At 43.7% G+C, this 16,975-nt stretch carries 18 protein-coding genes and 1 riboswitch; of the genes, 2 read left to right on the top strand and 16 right to left on the bottom strand.

The window, feature by feature from the left end; all coding sequences use genetic code 11:
* Positions 1–6 precede the first annotated feature (6 nt).
* Both BVI01S_RS15150 and ku read right to left on the bottom strand, forming a co-directional pair.
* The gene (locus tag BVI01S_RS15150) at positions 7–702 is read right to left on the bottom strand and encodes a phosphatase PAP2 family protein (RefSeq protein WP_061810801.1); all 696 of its coding nucleotides are present in this window, start codon (positions 700–702) and stop codon (positions 7–9) included.
* 30 nt (positions 703–732) lie between these two features.
* Entirely contained in the window at positions 733–1,563 is an 831-nt protein-coding gene (ku, locus tag BVI01S_RS15145) for a non-homologous end joining protein Ku (RefSeq protein WP_034758737.1), read from the bottom strand.
* 138 nt (positions 1,564–1,701) lie between these two features.
* Between ku and BVI01S_RS15140 the strand changes: the two genes are divergently transcribed.
* On the top strand, positions 1,702–3,564 hold the full coding sequence (locus tag BVI01S_RS15140; RefSeq protein WP_061810800.1) for a DNA ligase D: 1,863 nt from the start codon (positions 1,702–1,704) through the stop codon (positions 3,562–3,564).
* 30 nt (positions 3,565–3,594) lie between these two features.
* Here the strand turns inward: BVI01S_RS15140 and dapF are convergent, their stop codons facing one another.
* The gene (dapF, locus tag BVI01S_RS15135; RefSeq protein ID WP_061810799.1) at positions 3,595–4,590 is read right to left on the bottom strand and encodes a diaminopimelate epimerase; all 996 of its coding nucleotides are present in this window, start codon (positions 4,588–4,590) and stop codon (positions 3,595–3,597) included.
* A gap of 119 nt (positions 4,591–4,709) precedes the next feature.
* Here dapF and BVI01S_RS15130 point away from each other — a divergent pair, with 119 nt between their 5' ends.
* Positions 4,710–5,051 (top strand): hypothetical protein, encoded by a 342-nt coding sequence (locus BVI01S_RS15130; RefSeq protein ID WP_142245355.1) that lies wholly within the window; start codon positions 4,710–4,712, stop codon positions 5,049–5,051.
* A 2-nt stretch (positions 5,052–5,053) separates the two neighbouring features.
* Here the strand turns inward: BVI01S_RS15130 and BVI01S_RS15125 are convergent, their stop codons facing one another.
* The 13 genes from BVI01S_RS15125 to BVI01S_RS15065 form a co-directional block, all read right to left on the bottom strand.
* Positions 5,054–6,301, bottom strand: coding sequence for an EAL and HDOD domain-containing protein (locus BVI01S_RS15125; RefSeq protein WP_061810798.1), 1,248 nt, complete (start codon positions 6,299–6,301; stop codon positions 5,054–5,056).
* Positions 6,302–6,513: 212 nt separating this feature from the next.
* Complete coding sequence (locus BVI01S_RS15120) at positions 6,514–7,803, bottom strand: NCS2 family permease (RefSeq protein ID WP_061810797.1); 1,290 nt, start codon at positions 7,801–7,803, stop codon at positions 6,514–6,516.
* Positions 7,804–7,970: 167 nt separating this feature from the next.
* Positions 7,971–8,441, bottom strand: coding sequence for a 6,7-dimethyl-8-ribityllumazine synthase (ribH, locus tag BVI01S_RS15115; RefSeq protein WP_034758721.1), 471 nt, complete (start codon positions 8,439–8,441; stop codon positions 7,971–7,973).
* Between the two features lie 16 nt (positions 8,442–8,457).
* Positions 8,458–9,651 (bottom strand): bifunctional 3,4-dihydroxy-2-butanone-4-phosphate synthase/GTP cyclohydrolase II, encoded by a 1,194-nt coding sequence (locus BVI01S_RS15110; RefSeq protein WP_061810796.1) that lies wholly within the window; start codon positions 9,649–9,651, stop codon positions 8,458–8,460.
* 16 nt (positions 9,652–9,667) lie between these two features.
* Positions 9,668–10,324: a riboflavin synthase gene (gene ribE, locus BVI01S_RS15105; RefSeq protein WP_034758717.1), complete on the bottom strand. Its 657-nt coding sequence runs from the start codon at positions 10,322–10,324 to the stop codon at positions 9,668–9,670.
* A gap of 13 nt (positions 10,325–10,337) precedes the next feature.
* Positions 10,338–11,432: a bifunctional diaminohydroxyphosphoribosylaminopyrimidine deaminase/5-amino-6-(5-phosphoribosylamino)uracil reductase RibD gene (ribD, locus tag BVI01S_RS15100; RefSeq protein WP_061810795.1), complete on the bottom strand. Its 1,095-nt coding sequence runs from the start codon at positions 11,430–11,432 to the stop codon at positions 10,338–10,340.
* Positions 11,433–11,606: 174 nt separating this feature from the next.
* Positions 11,607–11,750: riboswitch (FMN riboswitch) on the bottom strand.
* A gap of 195 nt (positions 11,751–11,945) precedes the next feature.
* Positions 11,946–12,641, bottom strand: coding sequence for a hypothetical protein (locus tag BVI01S_RS15095; RefSeq protein ID WP_034758703.1), 696 nt, complete (start codon positions 12,639–12,641; stop codon positions 11,946–11,948).
* Between the two features lie 136 nt (positions 12,642–12,777).
* Positions 12,778–13,650, bottom strand: coding sequence for a patatin-like phospholipase family protein (locus BVI01S_RS15090; protein ID WP_034760635.1), 873 nt, complete (start codon positions 13,648–13,650; stop codon positions 12,778–12,780).
* Positions 13,640–14,056 (bottom strand): NUDIX domain-containing protein, encoded by a 417-nt coding sequence (locus BVI01S_RS15085; RefSeq protein WP_051758247.1) that lies wholly within the window; start codon positions 14,054–14,056, stop codon positions 13,640–13,642. Before BVI01S_RS15085 ends, BVI01S_RS15090 begins: the two co-directional genes overlap by 11 nt.
* Positions 14,053–14,931, bottom strand: a complete 879-nt coding sequence (locus BVI01S_RS15080; protein ID WP_061810794.1) for a GNAT family N-acetyltransferase — start codon at positions 14,929–14,931, stop codon at positions 14,053–14,055. Before BVI01S_RS15080 ends, BVI01S_RS15085 begins: the two co-directional genes overlap by 4 nt.
* A gap of 104 nt (positions 14,932–15,035) precedes the next feature.
* Positions 15,036–15,812: an ABC transporter permease gene (locus BVI01S_RS15075; protein ID WP_061810793.1), complete on the bottom strand. Its 777-nt coding sequence runs from the start codon at positions 15,810–15,812 to the stop codon at positions 15,036–15,038.
* Positions 15,809–16,711 carry an ABC transporter ATP-binding protein gene (locus BVI01S_RS15070; RefSeq protein WP_061810792.1) on the bottom strand — a complete coding sequence of 301 codons (903 nt, stop codon included), beginning with the start codon at positions 16,709–16,711 and terminating at the stop codon, positions 15,809–15,811. The genes BVI01S_RS15075 and BVI01S_RS15070 overlap by 4 nt, the downstream gene beginning before the upstream one ends.
* Positions 16,708–16,923, bottom strand: a complete 216-nt coding sequence (locus BVI01S_RS15065; RefSeq protein WP_061810791.1) for a PLD nuclease N-terminal domain-containing protein — start codon at positions 16,921–16,923, stop codon at positions 16,708–16,710. Before BVI01S_RS15065 ends, BVI01S_RS15070 begins: the two co-directional genes overlap by 4 nt.
* Positions 16,924–16,975 lie beyond the last annotated feature (52 nt).

The raw sequence follows: 16,975 nt of genomic DNA, 5'->3' as shown, positions 1-16,975 counted from the left end.
AAACGCTCAGGTCTCCTGAGCGTTTTTTATATGCATATCTTCATCTTCTCTCCAATGCTTGCGTTTGTAGAAATACATATAGATCGTGATGCAAAGGGTCAGCCAGGCACCGCCTGCTGTGAATCCGCCAATGATATCACTTGGATAATGAACCCCAAGGTATACCCTGCTCAATCCAATCAAAAGGACAAGCATGGCGACCAGTATCACACTAACCCATTTATACCGTTTACGATCCAGGGCACGGAACAGGATGAATGCCAGTGATCCATAAAATATGAATGAGCTCATGGAATGACCACTGGGAAAACTGTATCCACCCTGCTGGATCAATGCTTCAATATCGGGCCGGTCCCGTTTAAATATCCATTTTAAAAGCCCATTGAAACCCGCACCTGTCAGGATGGTAATCCCTACAAACAGAGCAAGTGGATATTTCTTCATAAACAGAAGGATGATGACTACACACCCGGTGAAGATGGTGATACCCTTTATTCCACCTAAAAAAGTGATGACCGTCATGATTTCCGTTAATTTAGGTGAAATCGTCCCTCTGACAATGTCGAATACACCATTATCAAATTGGGCGATCTCATTTTCTTTCCATTCTTCCACGATCGATACAAATCCCCAGGTGAATACAATCAAACACAACAGGGATACAGCGACAAAGACGCCTTGTTCAATATGTTTCTCCTTCAAGACTTCTCCCTCTCTCCTGACTCACGCCTTCTACTGAGCTTTTTTCTTAGAAGTCGTTTTCTTTTTAGTTGGTTTCTTTGCCTTTTTGGGCTTGGACGAATCGATGGATGCCTGCAGGGCCGCCATAAGGTCCGTTACATTTTCTTTCGGTTCCTTTTCTTTGGATGTGACCATTTTTTCCCCTGTTTGTTTCGATTCTATCAATTGACTTAAGCGTTCACGATACTGATCCTTATAGTTCTCCGGCTGGAATTCTGTCGTCAGTTGATCTATGAGCATGGTCGCCGTCTCCAGCTCCTTTTCGGAAATATCATCTCCTTCAGGCACATTGGGGACATCACCGGTTCCTCTGACCTCATCGGGATAATGGATGGTCTCCATAACGAGGGTCTGCTCGTATACACGGACGATGGAAAGCTGTTCCTTCGACCGCATCGTGATCTTGGCTATCCCTACTTTCCCTGATTCCTGTAGGGCTTTTCTCAAAAGGGAATAAGCTTTTTTTCCGCCGTCGTTCGGTGAAACGAAATAACTTCGATCAAAGAAAATCGGATCGATTTCCTCCATCTTAATAAAATCCACAATCTCAACAGCCTTATCACCGCTTGCTTCCTTCAACTCATTCAATTCCTCATCTTCAAGGACGACAAATTTGCCTTTCGTCACTTCATATCCTTTCACGATATCGCCTTGATCCAGTTCCTTTTCACAAGCAGGACATACTTTTTCGTATTTAATGGGTGTATGACATTCTTTATGAAGTGAACGGAGCTTGATATCCCGGTCTTCTGTAGCAGAATGAAGTTTAATGGGGATGTTCACCAGTCCAAAGCTGATGGAACCCTTCCAAATAGTATGCATATCTTTCAATACCCTCCTTTACATAAACTAATCCCTTATCCATAGCATTTAGTTCCTGAACTTTCTTCATCCCTTTAAACATCTGGAAATATTCCGGGTCCAAAGCGGACACACTACTACTTAAAAAAGGTGAAACAAATGAAACCGATGCTCCCTACATTACGTCATGAACTTCCTTCTGGTCATGACTGGCTATATGAGGTGAAATATGATGGCTTCCGTGGCATTTTATCTGTTCAATCCTCTGATCAAATCAGCCTTCAAAGCCGGAATGGGAAGGAACTTCTGAGTCACTTCCCTGAGATAAAGAAGCATATCCACCAATTACTTGAAGAGCATACACTTCCCCTCCCTCTCGTTTTAGATGGAGAGGTTGCATTATTACGATCCTCCTTCAGCACGGAGTTTCAGGAACTCCAGGTTAGGGGGAGAATGCGGAATGGTCAAAAGATCCTACAGGCAGCTGCCAGTAGACCTGTTACCTTCCTTGCATTTGATTTACTTCAGTCTGAGAAGAAATCATATATCCAGGAACCCTATCTTAGCAGAAAAGAAAAACTGAAAGAGGTCTTCTCACGCCTTCAATTACCGTTGGAACCTGCCCCGTCTCACCCATCGACTTTGCAGATGGTCCCTTATGACCGAAACCTTGAGAGAGTATGGGAGCTCGTTCTAAATGATGAAGGGGAAGGGGTTGTCGCGAAGAGGTGGCAGAGTAAATGGGATGCGGGGAAACGGAGTGCTGACTGGATCAAATGTAAGAACTGGAAACATTGCCAATGCTTCATCACCGCACTGGATGATGCGAATGATTATTTCCATATCGGCGTTTACCATAACGGACAGATCATGCCGATTGGCTTATTTCATTTCGGGCTTTCTTCGGAGGAAAAAAGAACGGTGAAAACGACAATTAAGCAAAATAGTACAGAAAAAAACGATTCTCTTTATTCCATAGATCCAGCCATCACCGTAGAAATAGTCTATCTGAATTGGCAGGACGGAAAGCTTCGTGAACCCCATTTTAAACAATTCCTTTTCACCACTCCACCGGAAGCGTGCACACTTGAGCAATTTATGTTGGACGAAGCCTCCCTTCCAAAAGAGGTTGACATCACTCACCCGGAAAAGACATTGTTTCGGGAGGTTTCCATCACGAAACTGGATTATATCCGTTTCCTCCGAAAGATGTCTGTGGTGATTTTGCCATTTTTAAAGAACAGACCATTAACCTGCATTCGATTTCCCCACGGGGTTTTCGGTGAATCCTTTTACCAAAAAAACACTCCTGATTATTCTCCTGCTTTTGTTGAAACATACAAAGAGGATCATATTCACTACACTCTTTGCAATAACCTGGAAACGTTGATATGGCTTGGAAACCAATTGGCACTTGAATTTCATGTCCCCTTTCAGAAAGCAGGGGAAGAATTCGTCAATGAGGTGGTTTTCGACTTAGATCCACCAAGCCGCGATCATTTTTCACTGGCCGTTAAAGCGGCCACCATCATGAAAGGATTATTTGACGGGCTGAACCTCAAAAGCTTTGTCAAAACATCGGGAAATAAGGGGCTTCAAGTGTATATCCCCCTTCCTCCAGGATATACGTGGGAAGAAACAGGGTTATTTACAGAATTCATTGCTCATTACCTTGTAAGCAATAATCCGGGAGATTTCACGACCGAGCGGTTAAAGAAGAACCGCAAAGGCAGACTATATGTGGATTATATACAACACGGTGAAGGCAAAACCATCATTGCCCCCTATTCATTGAGAGGAAATGAAGAGGCTTTGGTCGCCACTCCACTTTGGTGGGATGAAGTGAATGAAGATCTCAATCCTGAAATGTTCACCATTAACGCAGTCTTAAGAAGATTTCAGGAGAATGGATGTCCCTTTACGGGTTTTGACCAGGTGAAAGCCTCTCAGCCATTTGACAAAGTCATTGATTTTTTGAAAAAGAGGGCCAACTCAAATAAAAAGGGTACCCCGAAATCATAGGGGCACCCTCTTTGGCTATCCATTGGTTATCTATGCGCTCATGAACACTCTGCTTTCGACAATTGACTTGGCATGGTTCTGTAAGTGCTCATACATGCCCTCTTCAGTGAATTCCTGCCTTGATACTTCATGATACTGCTCAGGATGGGAAAGGGACAATTCTAATTGGGATTGATAAAGATACGTTGCATTTCCAATCAACTCCATGTTGTACCGACCTTCACCCAATTCGTTCACGACGACACGGACTTTTCCACCGTTATTGTATACATCGATCTCCTGACCGAATTCATTCTGCTGAAGCAGGCATGTTACAAGACTGGAAGCAGACATGGCTGTCCCACATGCATTGGTGAAACCGACACCTCTTTCATACGTACGAACATAGATGGATCCTTTTTCCATCGGGTGCACAAAACTGACATTGACTCCATCAGGAAACAGGTTATTAGGTCCATTCACTGTTTCAGCAATGGATTTCTGCTCGTTCGAGAGGATATGCTCTGTCCCGACGACACTGATCAAATGGGGGTTCGGCACTGCCAGGGCAGAAAAGGTCAAATGGTCTGAAATTTCAGGGATGCTTTCATTCACCAACGTTGCACGATCGATGTTCATTGGCAGTTGATCCAGCTGAAAAAGGACAGGGGAAATTTCAACATTATAGGTCGGGATGTTTTCGAAAATGGATTCCTGTGAAGACACACGAAGATCCGCCTTCATCGTTTGAACGACGATGGTCTCCTTATCCAGCAGCTCGCATACATAGCGACCGACACATCGCAGGCCGTTTCCACACATCGATGCCTCTGAACCATCTGCGTTGAAGACCCGCATTCTGGCATCACAATTTTCGCTTGATAATACAAACAAGATTCCATCTGCCCCGAAGGCCGACTTACGATCACATAGGGCAAGGGCAAGATTTTGCCTCTCTTCTTCGGTAAAATCATATCCATTCGTCATTTCATCAATAAGTAAAAAGTCATTTCCAGAGCCATGACATTTTATTAGATTCAAGTCCATCGTGAATCCCTCCACGCTAATTTACTAGTAAACTATTCATAATAGTCTTAGCTTGCCACAAACAAGCTCATTACGCAATCCTCTTCCCCTCATTTTCAAAGAATAAAGCATGTTCATTGTTGAATTATGTTGGCCATTTGGAGACAATGGAAGTGGTGATGATGATGAAGGAAGAATACCGTTTTCGTTTTCAAGTCCATAAAGTGGAAGAAGCGGGGGATGAATATGAGTCAAGGGATGTGACTGTGTTCGCCCGGATCTTCAACGAAAAAAAAGACCTCGTCCATGAAGGTCTCTTTCGGGTGCGCTTCAATACAATCGGAATCTACCCTTTCCCTGCAGATGTTGGGCGTCAGATTTATTCAAAGCAATTGCAGCGGCTCTTGCTCATGGAATTGAAACGGTATATCAAACCCCAGAGAAAATATCTTACCCCGGGGGATTATAAACCTGTATGGTAGCATTATGCCATCTCGGTTGCTTCATGATTCAAAAGCTCTTCCGTCCACTTGCAGGAATGATGATAACTCTCCATCACTTCCTTTTTGGTTAACTTCAATTCTGTCATTTGCAACTCGATCTCTGTCCAGTTCGCCTGTTCGATGGAGAGGACGAGTTCCAATATCTTCTTAAGGTCATTACGTGAACCCGTCAAAGCATTGCAAATGTCGTCATTCAAAGGTAAATCCATCAAGATGCGCTCGATCGGCATGGATAGAATCGTATCCATCAAGGAAAACATCCCCGTCAGGAAGTAACTTGATTTAATGGATGGCCGGTTGTGTTTTTCTGCCAGCAGCTCACACATCTTCGCCCTCGTCAAACATAAGGTAATCACTTCATTGTCCAATTGTTTCTTCTTCCCCACTTGTTCCCTGACCGCCAAAATGTAGATCCATCTCTTGATCTCCACTAGACCTAATAGTACAATCGCCTGACGGATGGAATGAATCTTATGTCTCGGGCGGTACGCGGGAGAGTTGATCAATTTCAATAGTTTATAGGATAGGGAAAGATCCTGTTCGATCAATTGACTGATCCTTTCAATGTTCGGCTCCGTCATTTCCAGGCTCTGTATGATGGTATAATACGAATGGAAATAAGTCGGGACATCCTGAGTGGCGATGATCTTCGGCTTACTGAAGAAGTAGCCCTGAAAAAAGTGATACCCCTTCGCGAGCGCTTCTTCATACTGGTCCTCTGTTTCCACTTTCTCAGCAAGAAGCTTGAAGCCAAGTAAAGGGGAAAGGACCTCAATGCTTCCCCGCTCCGTATCAGTCGTGTTCATGAAATCCACCTTCACATAATCCGCCAGTTTCATCAATTCCCTGTAATATGGATTGTATTCATTGAATATAAAATCATCCAAGGCAATCTTATACCCCAGTTCTTTTAATTCCTGACAAACGACCAGCACATCAGGCCCTGGAACCACACTCTCAAGAATCTCCACCACGATCTCCCTGGGATTAAAATAAGTCGGGACTCTCAATCTTAGAAGATTCTCTGTGAAATTAATAAAACAAGGCTTTCCTGCTGAAAGGCTCTCCAGCCCGATATTTAAATAGCTGTTAATGATCACATCTGCGGTTGCCTGATCCCCGTCAATGGATGGAAACATATTGATTTCGTTGTTTCGGTAGAGAAGTTCATACGCCACCGTTTCTTGATTACGATTAAAAATTGGCTGCCGGGCAACAAATACTTCCATTAACATCACTCCTGCGTTCCAGTTCAACATTCAAAAAATAGTTAAAAAGATTCATATTTTTCCTTTAATAGTAACAAGAAATATGTGGAAAGTCCATGTATTTTGACATTAGTTGTAAAATAAGGGAGGGGTACCCCGTAGTGCGAATCAAACAGAACGTAAGCAAAAGAGGCCCCTCAAAATGTGAGGGGCCTCTTTTGCTTACGTTCGCCTTAATGAATCGAATGAACAAAGAAATTCATCAGAAAAAGCGCAGCGATGATATATAGAGGAATGGAAACTTCCCGCGCCTTACCTGTAGCCAATTTTAATACTGGATACAGAATAAAGCCGATGGCGATTCCGTCTGCGATACTGTACGTAAACGGAATCATCGCAATGATGAAAATGGCGGGAAACGCCTCTGTCAGATCACGAAGATCCATATGTCGTATATTTTGAATCATCAATCCGCCGATGATGATGAGAATCGGGGCGATGGCATGATCAGGAATCCACTTTAAATACGGAATGAACAGCACAGATCCCAAAAATAATACGCCCGTAGTCAAGCTTGTCAATCCAGTCCGGCCGCCTGCCGTCATGGCTGCTGCACTTTCCACCGTCGAGACTGTCGGACTCGTTCCGAAAAACCCTGATGTGAAAGCGGAAAAAGCATTAGCTTGAAAGGCTTTAGAATACTTATGCGGTTGATCGATCATATCCGTATGACCATGAACGAGACCGATGTTTTCAAATACCAGCACCATCGTGACAGAAAAAACCGCAATCCAAAACGGGATTTCCATAATGGCACTAAATGATATTTGACCGAATACCTGACTGTATTCACTCAGATGGAATGAGCTTGACTGAATGGAAGGCTCAATACCGAAGATGAATCCCAACAGTGTACCGAATGCGATACTCCATAAAAATTGACCTTTTACATTGCGAATGAAAAGAAAAATCGTCACCAGGAACGTCAGCACCGTGGCCAACACCTTTAACTCCCCAAAATCACCGATCATGATGATGGCACTGTCACCTCTTTGAATGAGGCCGCCTTTTTCAAGACCGATAAACATTAAAAACATCCCTAACCCTACAGTAATGGCTTCTTTTAATGTTTTGGGGATGGCTTCCGATAATACTTTAGAAAGCTTTGTAAATGCAATGATCATAAAGAGTATTCCTGAAATCACTATGACAGCTAATGCTTCCTGCCACGAAAGGCCTGACAACTTCACCAGGGTGAATGTAAACATTGCATTAATTCCCATGCCTGGAACCAGAAGGATCGGCGCATTTGCCCAAAAGGCCATCACCAAACACCCAACGAAGGAAGCAAGTATCGTTGCCATGACTGCCCCTTCAAATGGAATTCCAGCTTCAGAAAGAATTAAAGCATTTACAGCGATGATGTAGACAATCGTAAAGTAACCGATCGCACCTGCCATCATCTCCTGTTTCATCGTGGTACCGTGATCCTTTAACTGAAAAATACCTCCACGTGCTTTCATATAATCTTCCTATAAAACTGCCCTCTCCCTACCCGCTCGTCCCTTCATAAAGGGGAGCCACAAAATACTATTCTAGCAAAAGGTTTGACGTTTGCCAATATGTATTTTGGTGGGGGTTGTCCCCTCAAAAAAAAACGAGTCTCCAGTGCAGGAGACTCGTCAAATTCTTATTTATCTATTTCACGGATCAAATTGGCCATTTCGATGGCTGAAACCGCCGCTTCCCATCCTTTGTTCCCGGCTTTTGTGCCGGCTCTTTCGATTGCCTGTTCGATTGTATCAGTCGTCAAGACCCCGAAGATGACCGGTACGTCTTCCTGCAGGCTAAGATTGGCCACTCCTTTCGCAACCTCTCCGCTTACGTATTCAAAATGAGCGGTTGCTCCACGGATGACCGTTCCCAAAGTTACGACGGCATCATATTTACCAGAACGCGCAAGTTTCTTGGCGATCATGGGAATTTCAAATGCACCCGGGACCCAGGTGACAGAAACATTTTCTTCTTCAACACCGTGGCGCTTTAATGCATCTTCCGCCCCACCCAGCAGTTTTGATGTAATGAACTCATTGAAACGTGAAACGACAATTGCAACCCTTAATCCTGATCCGACTAAATTACCTTCATAAATTGTTTTCATTGTATATTCCTCCTCATTAAAATTTAAGTAAATGGCCAAGCTTGGCCTGCTTTGTTTTCAAATACTTTTCGTTCTCGAATTTGGACGGCAATTGAATCGGCACCCGGTCCACGATTTCCAATCCATATCCATTTATTCCGGCAATCTTTCTTGGATTATTGGTGAGCAGGCGAATTTTCTTGATATTCAGGTCTCTAAGTATTTGTGCACCGATTCCATATTCCCGCAAATCTGCGCCAAAGCCCAATTTATGATTGGCTTCGACCGTATCGTAGCCCTGTTCCTGGAGCTTATAAGCTTTCAATTTATTAATCAGGCCAATCCCGCGGCCTTCCTGCCTCATGTAAAGAAGAACACCTTTTCCTTCTTCTTCTATTTGAGCCAGTGCCGTCGCAAGCTGGGGTCCGCAATCACAGCGATTGGAACCGAATACATCCCCTGTCAGGCATTCGGAATGTACCCGCACTAGCACGTTTTCATCCTCTGACCATTCCCCCTTCACAAGGGCTATATGCTCTTTCCCCGTAAGGTCTTCTGTGTACGCAACCGCTTTGAAGTTTCCAAATTCGGTTGGAAGTTCAATTTCCACTTCTCTTATCACAAGCTTTTCCTTTTTGCGTCTGTATCTGATTAAGTCCTCAATGGAGATGATCTTAAGATCCCACCTATCAGCCAATTTCATCAATTCAGGTACCCTTGCCATCGTGCCGTCTTCATTCATGATTTCACAAATGACGCCTGATGGATGTGAACCTGACAGAACAGCCAAATCGATGGCAGCCTCAGTATGTCCTGCACGTTTCAGTACCCCGCCCTCTTTGGCAACAAGCGGGAATACGTGACCAGGCCTTTTAAAATCCTCGGGCATGGAAACAGGATTCAACAATTCCTGTATGGTGGTCGATCTTTCAAATGCACTAATCCCGGTGGTGGCGGATTTATGATCGACAGAAATGGTAAAGGCCGTTCCATGGGGATCTGTATTGGACATCGTCATAGGGGAAAGCTTAAGTTTTTGTGCAATTTCCTCTGTTATCGGGGCACAAATCAAGCCTCTCCCTTCTTTAGCCATAAAATTAATGACTTCAGGAGTCGCTTTATCCGCCAGGGCAATAAAATCTCCCTCATTTTCACGATTTTCGTCATCCACTACGATGACGACTTTGCCTGCCTGTAAATCTTCCAGAGCTTCTTCGATCTTATTAAACATGGGGCAACCCCTCCTCTTAGTCAGCGAACCCGTTTTGAGATAAAAAATCATAGCTGATGCTGCTTGAAGTACTCTTAGACTGTTCCTTTGCTTCGTAGAAACGATGGAAATATTTCGCCATTACATCACATTCAATATTGACCAGGTCCCCTACTTTCTTTCCACCAAGAACCGTGTCCCCTCTCGTCTGAGGAATGAGGGAAATCGTAATACGATTATTTTTGACACCAAACACCGTAAGGGAAGTGCCGTCAATTGCGACCGATCCCTTCATGATAAACAAATGGCCCTGATGTTCCGGGATGGTGATGTCCATATACCATGCATTTTCCACTTTCTCTACTCTTACGATGGTACCCACCCCGTCTACATGGCCGTTGACAAAATGACCGCCGAAGCGTCCGTTTGCCGCCATGGCTCTTTCCAGGTTCACTTTCGAACCTCGGGTAAGGGTCCGTAAGGTGGTCCCTTCAAACGTCTCAGGCATGACATCAACCTGAAACCTGCTGGAGCTGAATGAGGTGACGGTTAAACAAACCCCGTTCACACTGATGCTGTCCCCGATATGGATATCTTCGAGAATGCGGCTCGCTGCAATCGTCAGTTCCATGGAAGAGGAAGACTTTTTCATCTGTTCGATCGCTCCAATTTCTTCAATGATGCCAGTAAACATCTTTCTCCCCCTTTCACAAAGATTCCCTTTTTGGCCGTGCGACAATTTTGATATCCTGTCCTACACGATCGAGGCTTGCAATCTCCATTTCCAAGCCTTCTGCAATGGTTGGAAATCCTTTTCCTCCAAAACTCGTGAAGGCAGCACTTCCACCAACAAGCTTTGGAGCCATATACATGATCATTTCCTCAAAAGCCCTTTCCTCTAAGAAAGCGGAATGTATAGTAGATCCACCTTCTACATAAAGGGAAGCAATCTTACGGGAACCCAGTTCTTTCAGGACGGTGCGAATCCCAATCTTTTCATCGGTTAGGGAAAAGACTTCGCATCCCCGATCGATATAGGGATTCTTCTGTTCTTCTTTGACCGAACTGCCTGTAAATATGATGGTCCTACTTTCTAGATCCTCTACTACATGAGAGTGGATCGGTGTACGCAAATAAGTATCTAATATAATTCGAATGGGGTTTTTTCCACCTTGGGGCAAACGGGTGGTAAGGTGTGGGTTGTCTTGAATGACCGTATTGACTCCTACTAATATCGCGTCATGCCTGTGACGATCATAGTGGACATCGGTTCTTGAGGCTTCGGATGTAATCCACTTACTATCTCCCGAAGCTGATGCGGTTTTTCCATCTAGTGTAACCGCTGTTTTTAGCGTGACATATGGGGTACCATTTTGAATGAAGTGGAAAAAATGCTTATTCAGCTCCCGGGCTTCTTCTTCAAGCTCTCCCACCACTACTTCAATGCCTGCATCCCTTAATTGTTGAATGCCACGCCCGGCTACCAGGGGATTGGGATCCCGGGTGGCGATATGGACCCTCTTTACGCCGCTTGAAATCAACATTTGAGAGCATGGAGGTGTTTTCCCATAGTGGGAACAAGGCTCGAGGGTAACGTAAATGTCGCTTCCTTTCGCTTTATCTCCTGCCATTTTAATGGCATTCACTTCTGCATGTCCTTCTCCCGCTTTGAGATGAGTACCCATCCCGACAATTTCTCCATTTTTGACCACTACAGATCCTACTACCGGATTAGGCGAGGTCTGGCCAAGGGTTGCCTCTGCCATTGAAATGGCAAGCTTCATATAATGGGTATGATCCAATGGATGTACCTCCCTTCTATCAAAAATACTATTCAGAAATAAAGAAACCCCAAGTAACGTTTTACTTGGGGGAAGTTGGCATGACTAAATAAAGCATTCAATCTGATATTTCAGAAAGGGAAAATCATCCATAAACACTGATTGGACTCCTATCCTGTGTATCACTAAATGCTGCCGTTCCTTCTCCCATCCAGACTTTCACTGTCGGCTTTGGAGTTTCACCAAATCCACCGTCTAATATGTATTAGCCGGGTCACGGACTAAGAGCAATTGCTCATCACCGCCGGTAGGGAATTTCACCCTGCCCCGAAGGAAACCTATTCGATTATCATTATTCTATCATAGTTTCATAAATAAAATCATGTAAGAAGAACTAAAATAAGATTTTTGTCCTAATTTTTAGAATACAAGCCGATGAAATCACGGGATAAAAAAATGCCTCTATATGATTAGAAGCATATTTCTTTCATACGTGTTACATTCTTCCTTTGTTAGTGTACCCAATTGACTTGACTATGATGTGAGAAAATAATCACTGTCTACATACCAAAGAAAGATCAGAAGCCAGTCCAGATCCTCATTGTACGTTTCGTAAAATGATACATAGCTGTGGTGGGAATCGAACAGCCGTTGAACACTTTGGGGGAGGTACCCTTTTTGTAAGGATAGATAATTTTTTTCTTGATAGTTCAAGATCCATCTCTTGTTTCCTTTATAGATGAGGATCGTGTCCCCACCTTCATTCTGCCATTCGATGGCGGTGGCACTTTGATATTTCAGTTGAAACATCATCCTTCTCTCAGGATGATCGATTTTTATGGTTCTGCTCCATTTCGAAAATGACAGCGGAAGTTTGTGCTTTCTGTGAAACAAATATTGTTTTGGGTTATTGATCATGGATGTACGTTGAATAAAATAGTGGGACCAACCGTTCGTTTTTAAATAATAGGAGCCTTCCTTTGTATGGACCCCTATAAGTGAATGCTCGGAGGCTGGCATATTTTCATAATACAGACGGTTTGCCTTCTTAAGTTCCTTTTTCAGGCTATAGCTGAGATATAGATTTGAAAATGCCGGGATGAAGATCAGCAGGGGAAAATAATATAATTGCTGTGTCACTACAAGCATCCCTACACCAATGAGAAAATACATGACACTTCTAAAAAGCAACGTATATTGTTCATTTTTGTATATTTGATAGAGGTTCATAGAATGCTCGTCCTTTCAAGGAATCTCTATCATATGTATGTAAAAAATCCATAAAAAGACCATCCGTCAGGAAAACGGGAGAGAAATGAACAGAACACTCTATCACTGATGAGTGGTTCTATTCATCCCTGACGTCTTATGAGTGCACCAGCTTCCCTGATTGGTTCCAATCGACTAACTGTTTCCATTTTGATTCTGCGTCATGATAGCCCTGCCAGTACAATTCGTCCAGTTTTTGAGGATTTTTTTCAATCCTGCTTACTTTAAGGGGATGCTGGGGCTGGATGATCATTACCTCTCCATTTTTTTCTTTTCTTTCTATCTCCTGAATCGTTTGATTATAGCGCATATAGCGATTCATCAGGGTTTTGTGCAACTCTGGATATTGAGGATATTTTCTTCTCACAAGGAACGAAAATCTTGAAGGCTTTTTATAATATCCCCTATTCCGGGTGAGGATGACCACATTTTTTTTGAATCCGTCCTGCTCGGCTTTTTCTATGGGAACCGGATCGCTTATGCCCCCGTCAAGGAGGTGGCGGGAAGCAAATTCAACAATCGGAGCCACAAATGGAAGAGAGCTTGATGCGCGGATGATCGTGAGAAGGTCCTCTCCATAATCCTTCCTTGAGAAATAGGCTGGCTTTCCTGTATGACAGTCGGTTGTCCCGACTACAAATTCCGTTCGGTTGGAGTGAAAGGCTTTATAATCGAAGGGCACCAATTTATTCGGAATTTCATCAAAGACATAGTCCATCCCGAATAATTCACCCGTTTTCCAGTAGTTCCGCCATGATAAATATTTGGGATCGCGGATGAAATCCACATTCACCTTTTTATTGCGGCCGTTTTGTTTGGACAAATAAGATGCGGCATTACATGCACCTGCCGATACGCCGATGACATAAGGGAATTCAATTCCGTTCTCCAAGAAAAATTCCAGTGCCCCCGCCGTGTATATTCCTCTCATGCCGCCACCTTCGAGGACGAGTCCGGTTTCATTCATCATCATCTTCTTGACCACCTGCCTTTTGCTGTAATAGAAATTGCTTTACTTCCAGAGGGTACAATTTTTTCCCGGCCAGTTCCTCCATCGGGATCCAGCAGGGAATATATTTCCCTCTATCCCTGGTGAAATCGTATTCTTCACCTTTTCCTGAGCCAAATAAGCCATTATATTTTCCCACAAAATAATAGGAATGTGTATCATTCTGCTTGAAGGTCAACGCGGCTTTCAGTTCCGAGACGTTTATTCCCAATTCTTCCTTCGCTTCCCGGACCGCCGTTTCCATTTCGGTTTCCCCATCCTCCATGCCTCCCCCTGGAATCACATAATACATACAGCCGTTCCTTATTCTTTTTATCACTGCCAGATTGCCATTTTCAATGAGGATGATGCCTGCACGCTGGATCATCGGGTGTTATCCAAAGGGATCAATTTGGCCCCGCACGTCTTCTCGTAAAATTCAATGGGACCAGCTTCTTTTAACACGGCATACAGGTATCCTCTTTCTTTCATCCTATGTAATGCAGTGTACAGGAGCTGTTTGCCTACTCCATGAAGACGGGTGGCAGGTATGACACCCATCGGTCCGAATATCCCTTTCTTATTCATATATACGTCATACGCTGCAAATCCGACTAATTTCCCTTTCTCTTCTGCTTTCAAAATCGGGATGAAAGGAGAGGATGATTGAAAAGCGCCGCTTAGTGTTTCGAACCATCTTTCACCGAATTGATGTTTCACCCAGGACAGAAAATCTTCTTCCTCGTTTGGTTGAACCATACTAATGACAACACCTTGAAGTTCTTTATTGATCCAATCATTCGTCAACAAATTAACGGTTAAATCTCTGGCCGTGGTGACGGATTGAATGATCTGTTTCTTCGGGATTTCCATCAACCCCTGTTCTAACTGAGGATGTGAAGGAATATGTAAGAAAAATGCTTGTATGATATGTCCTTCATTCAGGAAAGTTTGATTGTACCGTTTCATGATATCAATCGAAGAAGTCCATATTCTGTGTGCATGTGAAGATAGGGGCATGGAAAAAGGTTCGATCCAATTCTCGGAAGACGGTTCAGGAGTCAGGGTTTCTATCAATCTTTCTATTTTATCTGTGTACGGTTCAAGGAGGTAATGCATTTCCTTTAGTGCGCCCTCCTTTACGAGGGAAGCCCCAATGAACAGATCAATACTTTGTATGCTTCTATGATGATGTCTTTCAGCAATTCTTTCTGCTTGTTGAATCAATTTGATTACTTTATGAGTAAAATGGGGGGCTTTCATGAATCATCCTCCTTCTTCTACCACCATTCGACATTAATCAGTGAAATCCTTTTTCCTCATCCAAGAGGTCCGTCCCTCTTCAGGAAAGAGCTGACGATGTGACGTCAGCTCAGTTCTTTTTTTCTGGAGAGGGTGGGAGTGAGGATGAGGATGGTCAGACATATAGACAGGGTCAGGAAGATTGTTCCTGAGAGATTTTCTGTCCATCGGTCCTCTAGGATTAGATCGTTTACATAGCTGATCAACTGCCCGGGCGACCATTTTAATGTTTTTGTCATATATCCTGAGAAGAAGGTGATCAGCATGGTCAATGCGATTGTGTAAAAAGCAGCAAAACCCGGCGTTTGTACGAGGCTACTGAAGAAAATCACCAATGTCATGATAAAGGTCAGCCACAGGCCGTAAACCAGGAAACCCTCTATGAATGTGTGTAAGTCGATTCCATCGAATAACAGGTGAATATAATACAATCCCGATAGCAACCCAAGGCTGTATGACACCCAAACCAACACGAATGCAGCCGACCATTTGGAGTAAATATACGAACTGTATGGAACAGGTTTCACAAGTACCAATATTGCGTTACCGCTTTTCCTTTCCCCTGCCACCGTCCCCATGAACCCCAATACGATGACCAGGACACCCAGTGTGCTGAATTGATTCATGATGGACAGCAGTACTTCACCCGCAGAAGGGGTGGGTATGGATATGACCGTGCCGTCTGGCAAGTCCCCGACCGATTGTAATATTTCGGGCATATAATAGGCCGTTAAGGGTTCCGTCAAACCAAAAAGAATGAAAATGAAGGGCATCCATATCATTTTATAATTACGGATGAGCTCGAGCATTTCTTTTCTGAATAATACCCAACCGATTTTCATTTCTTCATCACCTCCATGAAGACCTCTTCCAGGCTTTGTTCACTGCTTTCAAATTTGGTCACACCCCATCCATACTCAGTGATCAGTGAAAAAATCCTGGCTCTGTCCCGGTCCAAATCAGCCACCTCAAAGGAAAGCCGCTTCCCGTCTGACGCCATATTATGAATCCACTCTTTTCCCTTTAAGTTTGGAGTATACTTATGGCTATCCTCATTGAAATGCAAGGTCAACCTTAATTTATGGTGTCTTGCCTTCACTTCCTCGATCGCCCCTTGCTCAATCAGCACGCCCTCATGGAGAAAAAGGACATCATCACAAATTTGTTCTGCATCATTTAAAATGTGGGTCGAGAACAGAATGGTCGTTTCCTTCTTTAACGTCTTTAATAAGTCAAGAACTTCCCTTCTGCCGAACGGATCAAGGGCTGATACCGGCTCATCAAGGATGATGAGCTTAGGCTTATGAATGAGAGCCTGAGCGATTCCAAGCCTTTGTTTCATTCCGCCAGAGTACTGACCCACCTTCCGATTCTTCCCTTCTTCCAAACCGACTAAAGTGATCAGTTCTTCTGTCCTTCTCTCTGCGTCCCCCTTCTTCATTCCTGAAATTTCACCGGAGAAAATCAGGAACTCCTTTCCGGTCATCCACTCAAAAAAAGCGGGGTATTGAGGGAGATACCCGATCATTTCACGGATATCATCAGGGGAATCAGGAGCCATGATCATCCCCGCCGTAGGTTTAATTAATCCTGCAAGCATATTTAAAGTCGTCGTTTTGCCGGCACCATTCGGCCCGAGCAAAGCAGTACAAGCCCCACCTTTCAACTGAAAGGAAATATCTTTCACTGCAAGCTTTTCCTTATACCTCTTTTCTAAAGTCGATACTTCCAAGACATTCATCCATTCTGTCTCCTTCCGAAGATGAAGTAGATGACCGGTCCAATAATATTAATGAAAATGATGATCAATACCCACAGCCATTTCGGGCCGTTTGTAGATTTTATTCGGATTACATCGATCATTGCCACCACCATAAGAATGAGCTGAATAATGATAACAGGAGCGATAAGTCCCCAATTGATTGCTTGTAACGATTGTTGTAATTCGTTCATTTTTTCTTCCTCCCTTTCCTTTTTCAACTATAAGACGGCAGAAAGAAAAAAT

It is taken from the genome of Rossellomorea vietnamensis NBRC 101237 (genome assembly GCF_001591825.1).
Classification (GTDB): Bacteria; Bacillota; Bacilli; order Bacillales; family Bacillaceae_B; genus Rossellomorea; species Rossellomorea vietnamensis.
The sequence above is the reverse complement of the archived record's forward strand: the minus strand, read 5'-3'. Positions and strand labels throughout refer to the sequence as shown.

What these genes read in the sequence shown, in the direction of transcription:
- BVI01S_RS15095 (WP_034758703.1), bottom strand. Translation starts at nt 12,641, where the DNA reads ATGAACCTCTATCAAATATACAAAAATGAACAATATACGTTGCTTTTT.
- BVI01S_RS15140 (WP_061810800.1), top strand. Translation starts at nt 1,702, where the DNA reads ATGAAACCGATGCTCCCTACATTACGTCATGAACTTCCTTCTGGTCAT.
- BVI01S_RS15120 (WP_061810797.1), bottom strand. Translation starts at nt 7,803, where the DNA reads ATGAAAGCACGTGGAGGTATTTTTCAGTTAAAGGATCACGGTACCACG.
- ribE (WP_034758717.1), bottom strand. Translation starts at nt 10,324, where the DNA reads ATGTTTACTGGCATCATTGAAGAAATTGGAGCGATCGAACAGATGAAA.
- BVI01S_RS15110 (WP_061810796.1), bottom strand. Translation starts at nt 9,651, where the DNA reads ATGTTTAATAAGATCGAAGAAGCTCTGGAAGATTTACAGGCAGGCAAA.
- ku (WP_034758737.1), bottom strand. Translation starts at nt 1,563, where the DNA reads ATGCATACTATTTGGAAGGGTTCCATCAGCTTTGGACTGGTGAACATC.
- BVI01S_RS15065 (WP_061810791.1), bottom strand. Translation starts at nt 16,923, where the DNA reads ATGAACGAATTACAACAATCGTTACAAGCAATCAATTGGGGACTTATC.
- BVI01S_RS15070 (WP_061810792.1), bottom strand. Translation starts at nt 16,711, where the DNA reads ATGAATGTCTTGGAAGTATCGACTTTAGAAAAGAGGTATAAGGAAAAG.
- BVI01S_RS15090 (WP_034760635.1), bottom strand. Translation starts at nt 13,650, where the DNA reads ATGATGAATGAAACCGGACTCGTCCTCGAAGGTGGCGGCATGAGAGGA.
- BVI01S_RS15125 (WP_061810798.1), bottom strand. Translation starts at nt 6,301, where the DNA reads ATGGAAGTATTTGTTGCCCGGCAGCCAATTTTTAATCGTAATCAAGAA.
- ribH (WP_034758721.1), bottom strand. Translation starts at nt 8,441, where the DNA reads ATGAAAACAATTTATGAAGGTAATTTAGTCGGATCAGGATTAAGGGTT.
- dapF (WP_061810799.1), bottom strand. Translation starts at nt 4,590, where the DNA reads ATGGACTTGAATCTAATAAAATGTCATGGCTCTGGAAATGACTTTTTA.
- BVI01S_RS15085 (WP_051758247.1), bottom strand. Translation starts at nt 14,056, where the DNA reads ATGATCCAGCGTGCAGGCATCATCCTCATTGAAAATGGCAATCTGGCA.
- BVI01S_RS15080 (WP_061810794.1), bottom strand. Translation starts at nt 14,931, where the DNA reads ATGAAAGCCCCCCATTTTACTCATAAAGTAATCAAATTGATTCAACAA.
- BVI01S_RS15075 (WP_061810793.1), bottom strand. Translation starts at nt 15,812, where the DNA reads ATGAAAATCGGTTGGGTATTATTCAGAAAAGAAATGCTCGAGCTCATC.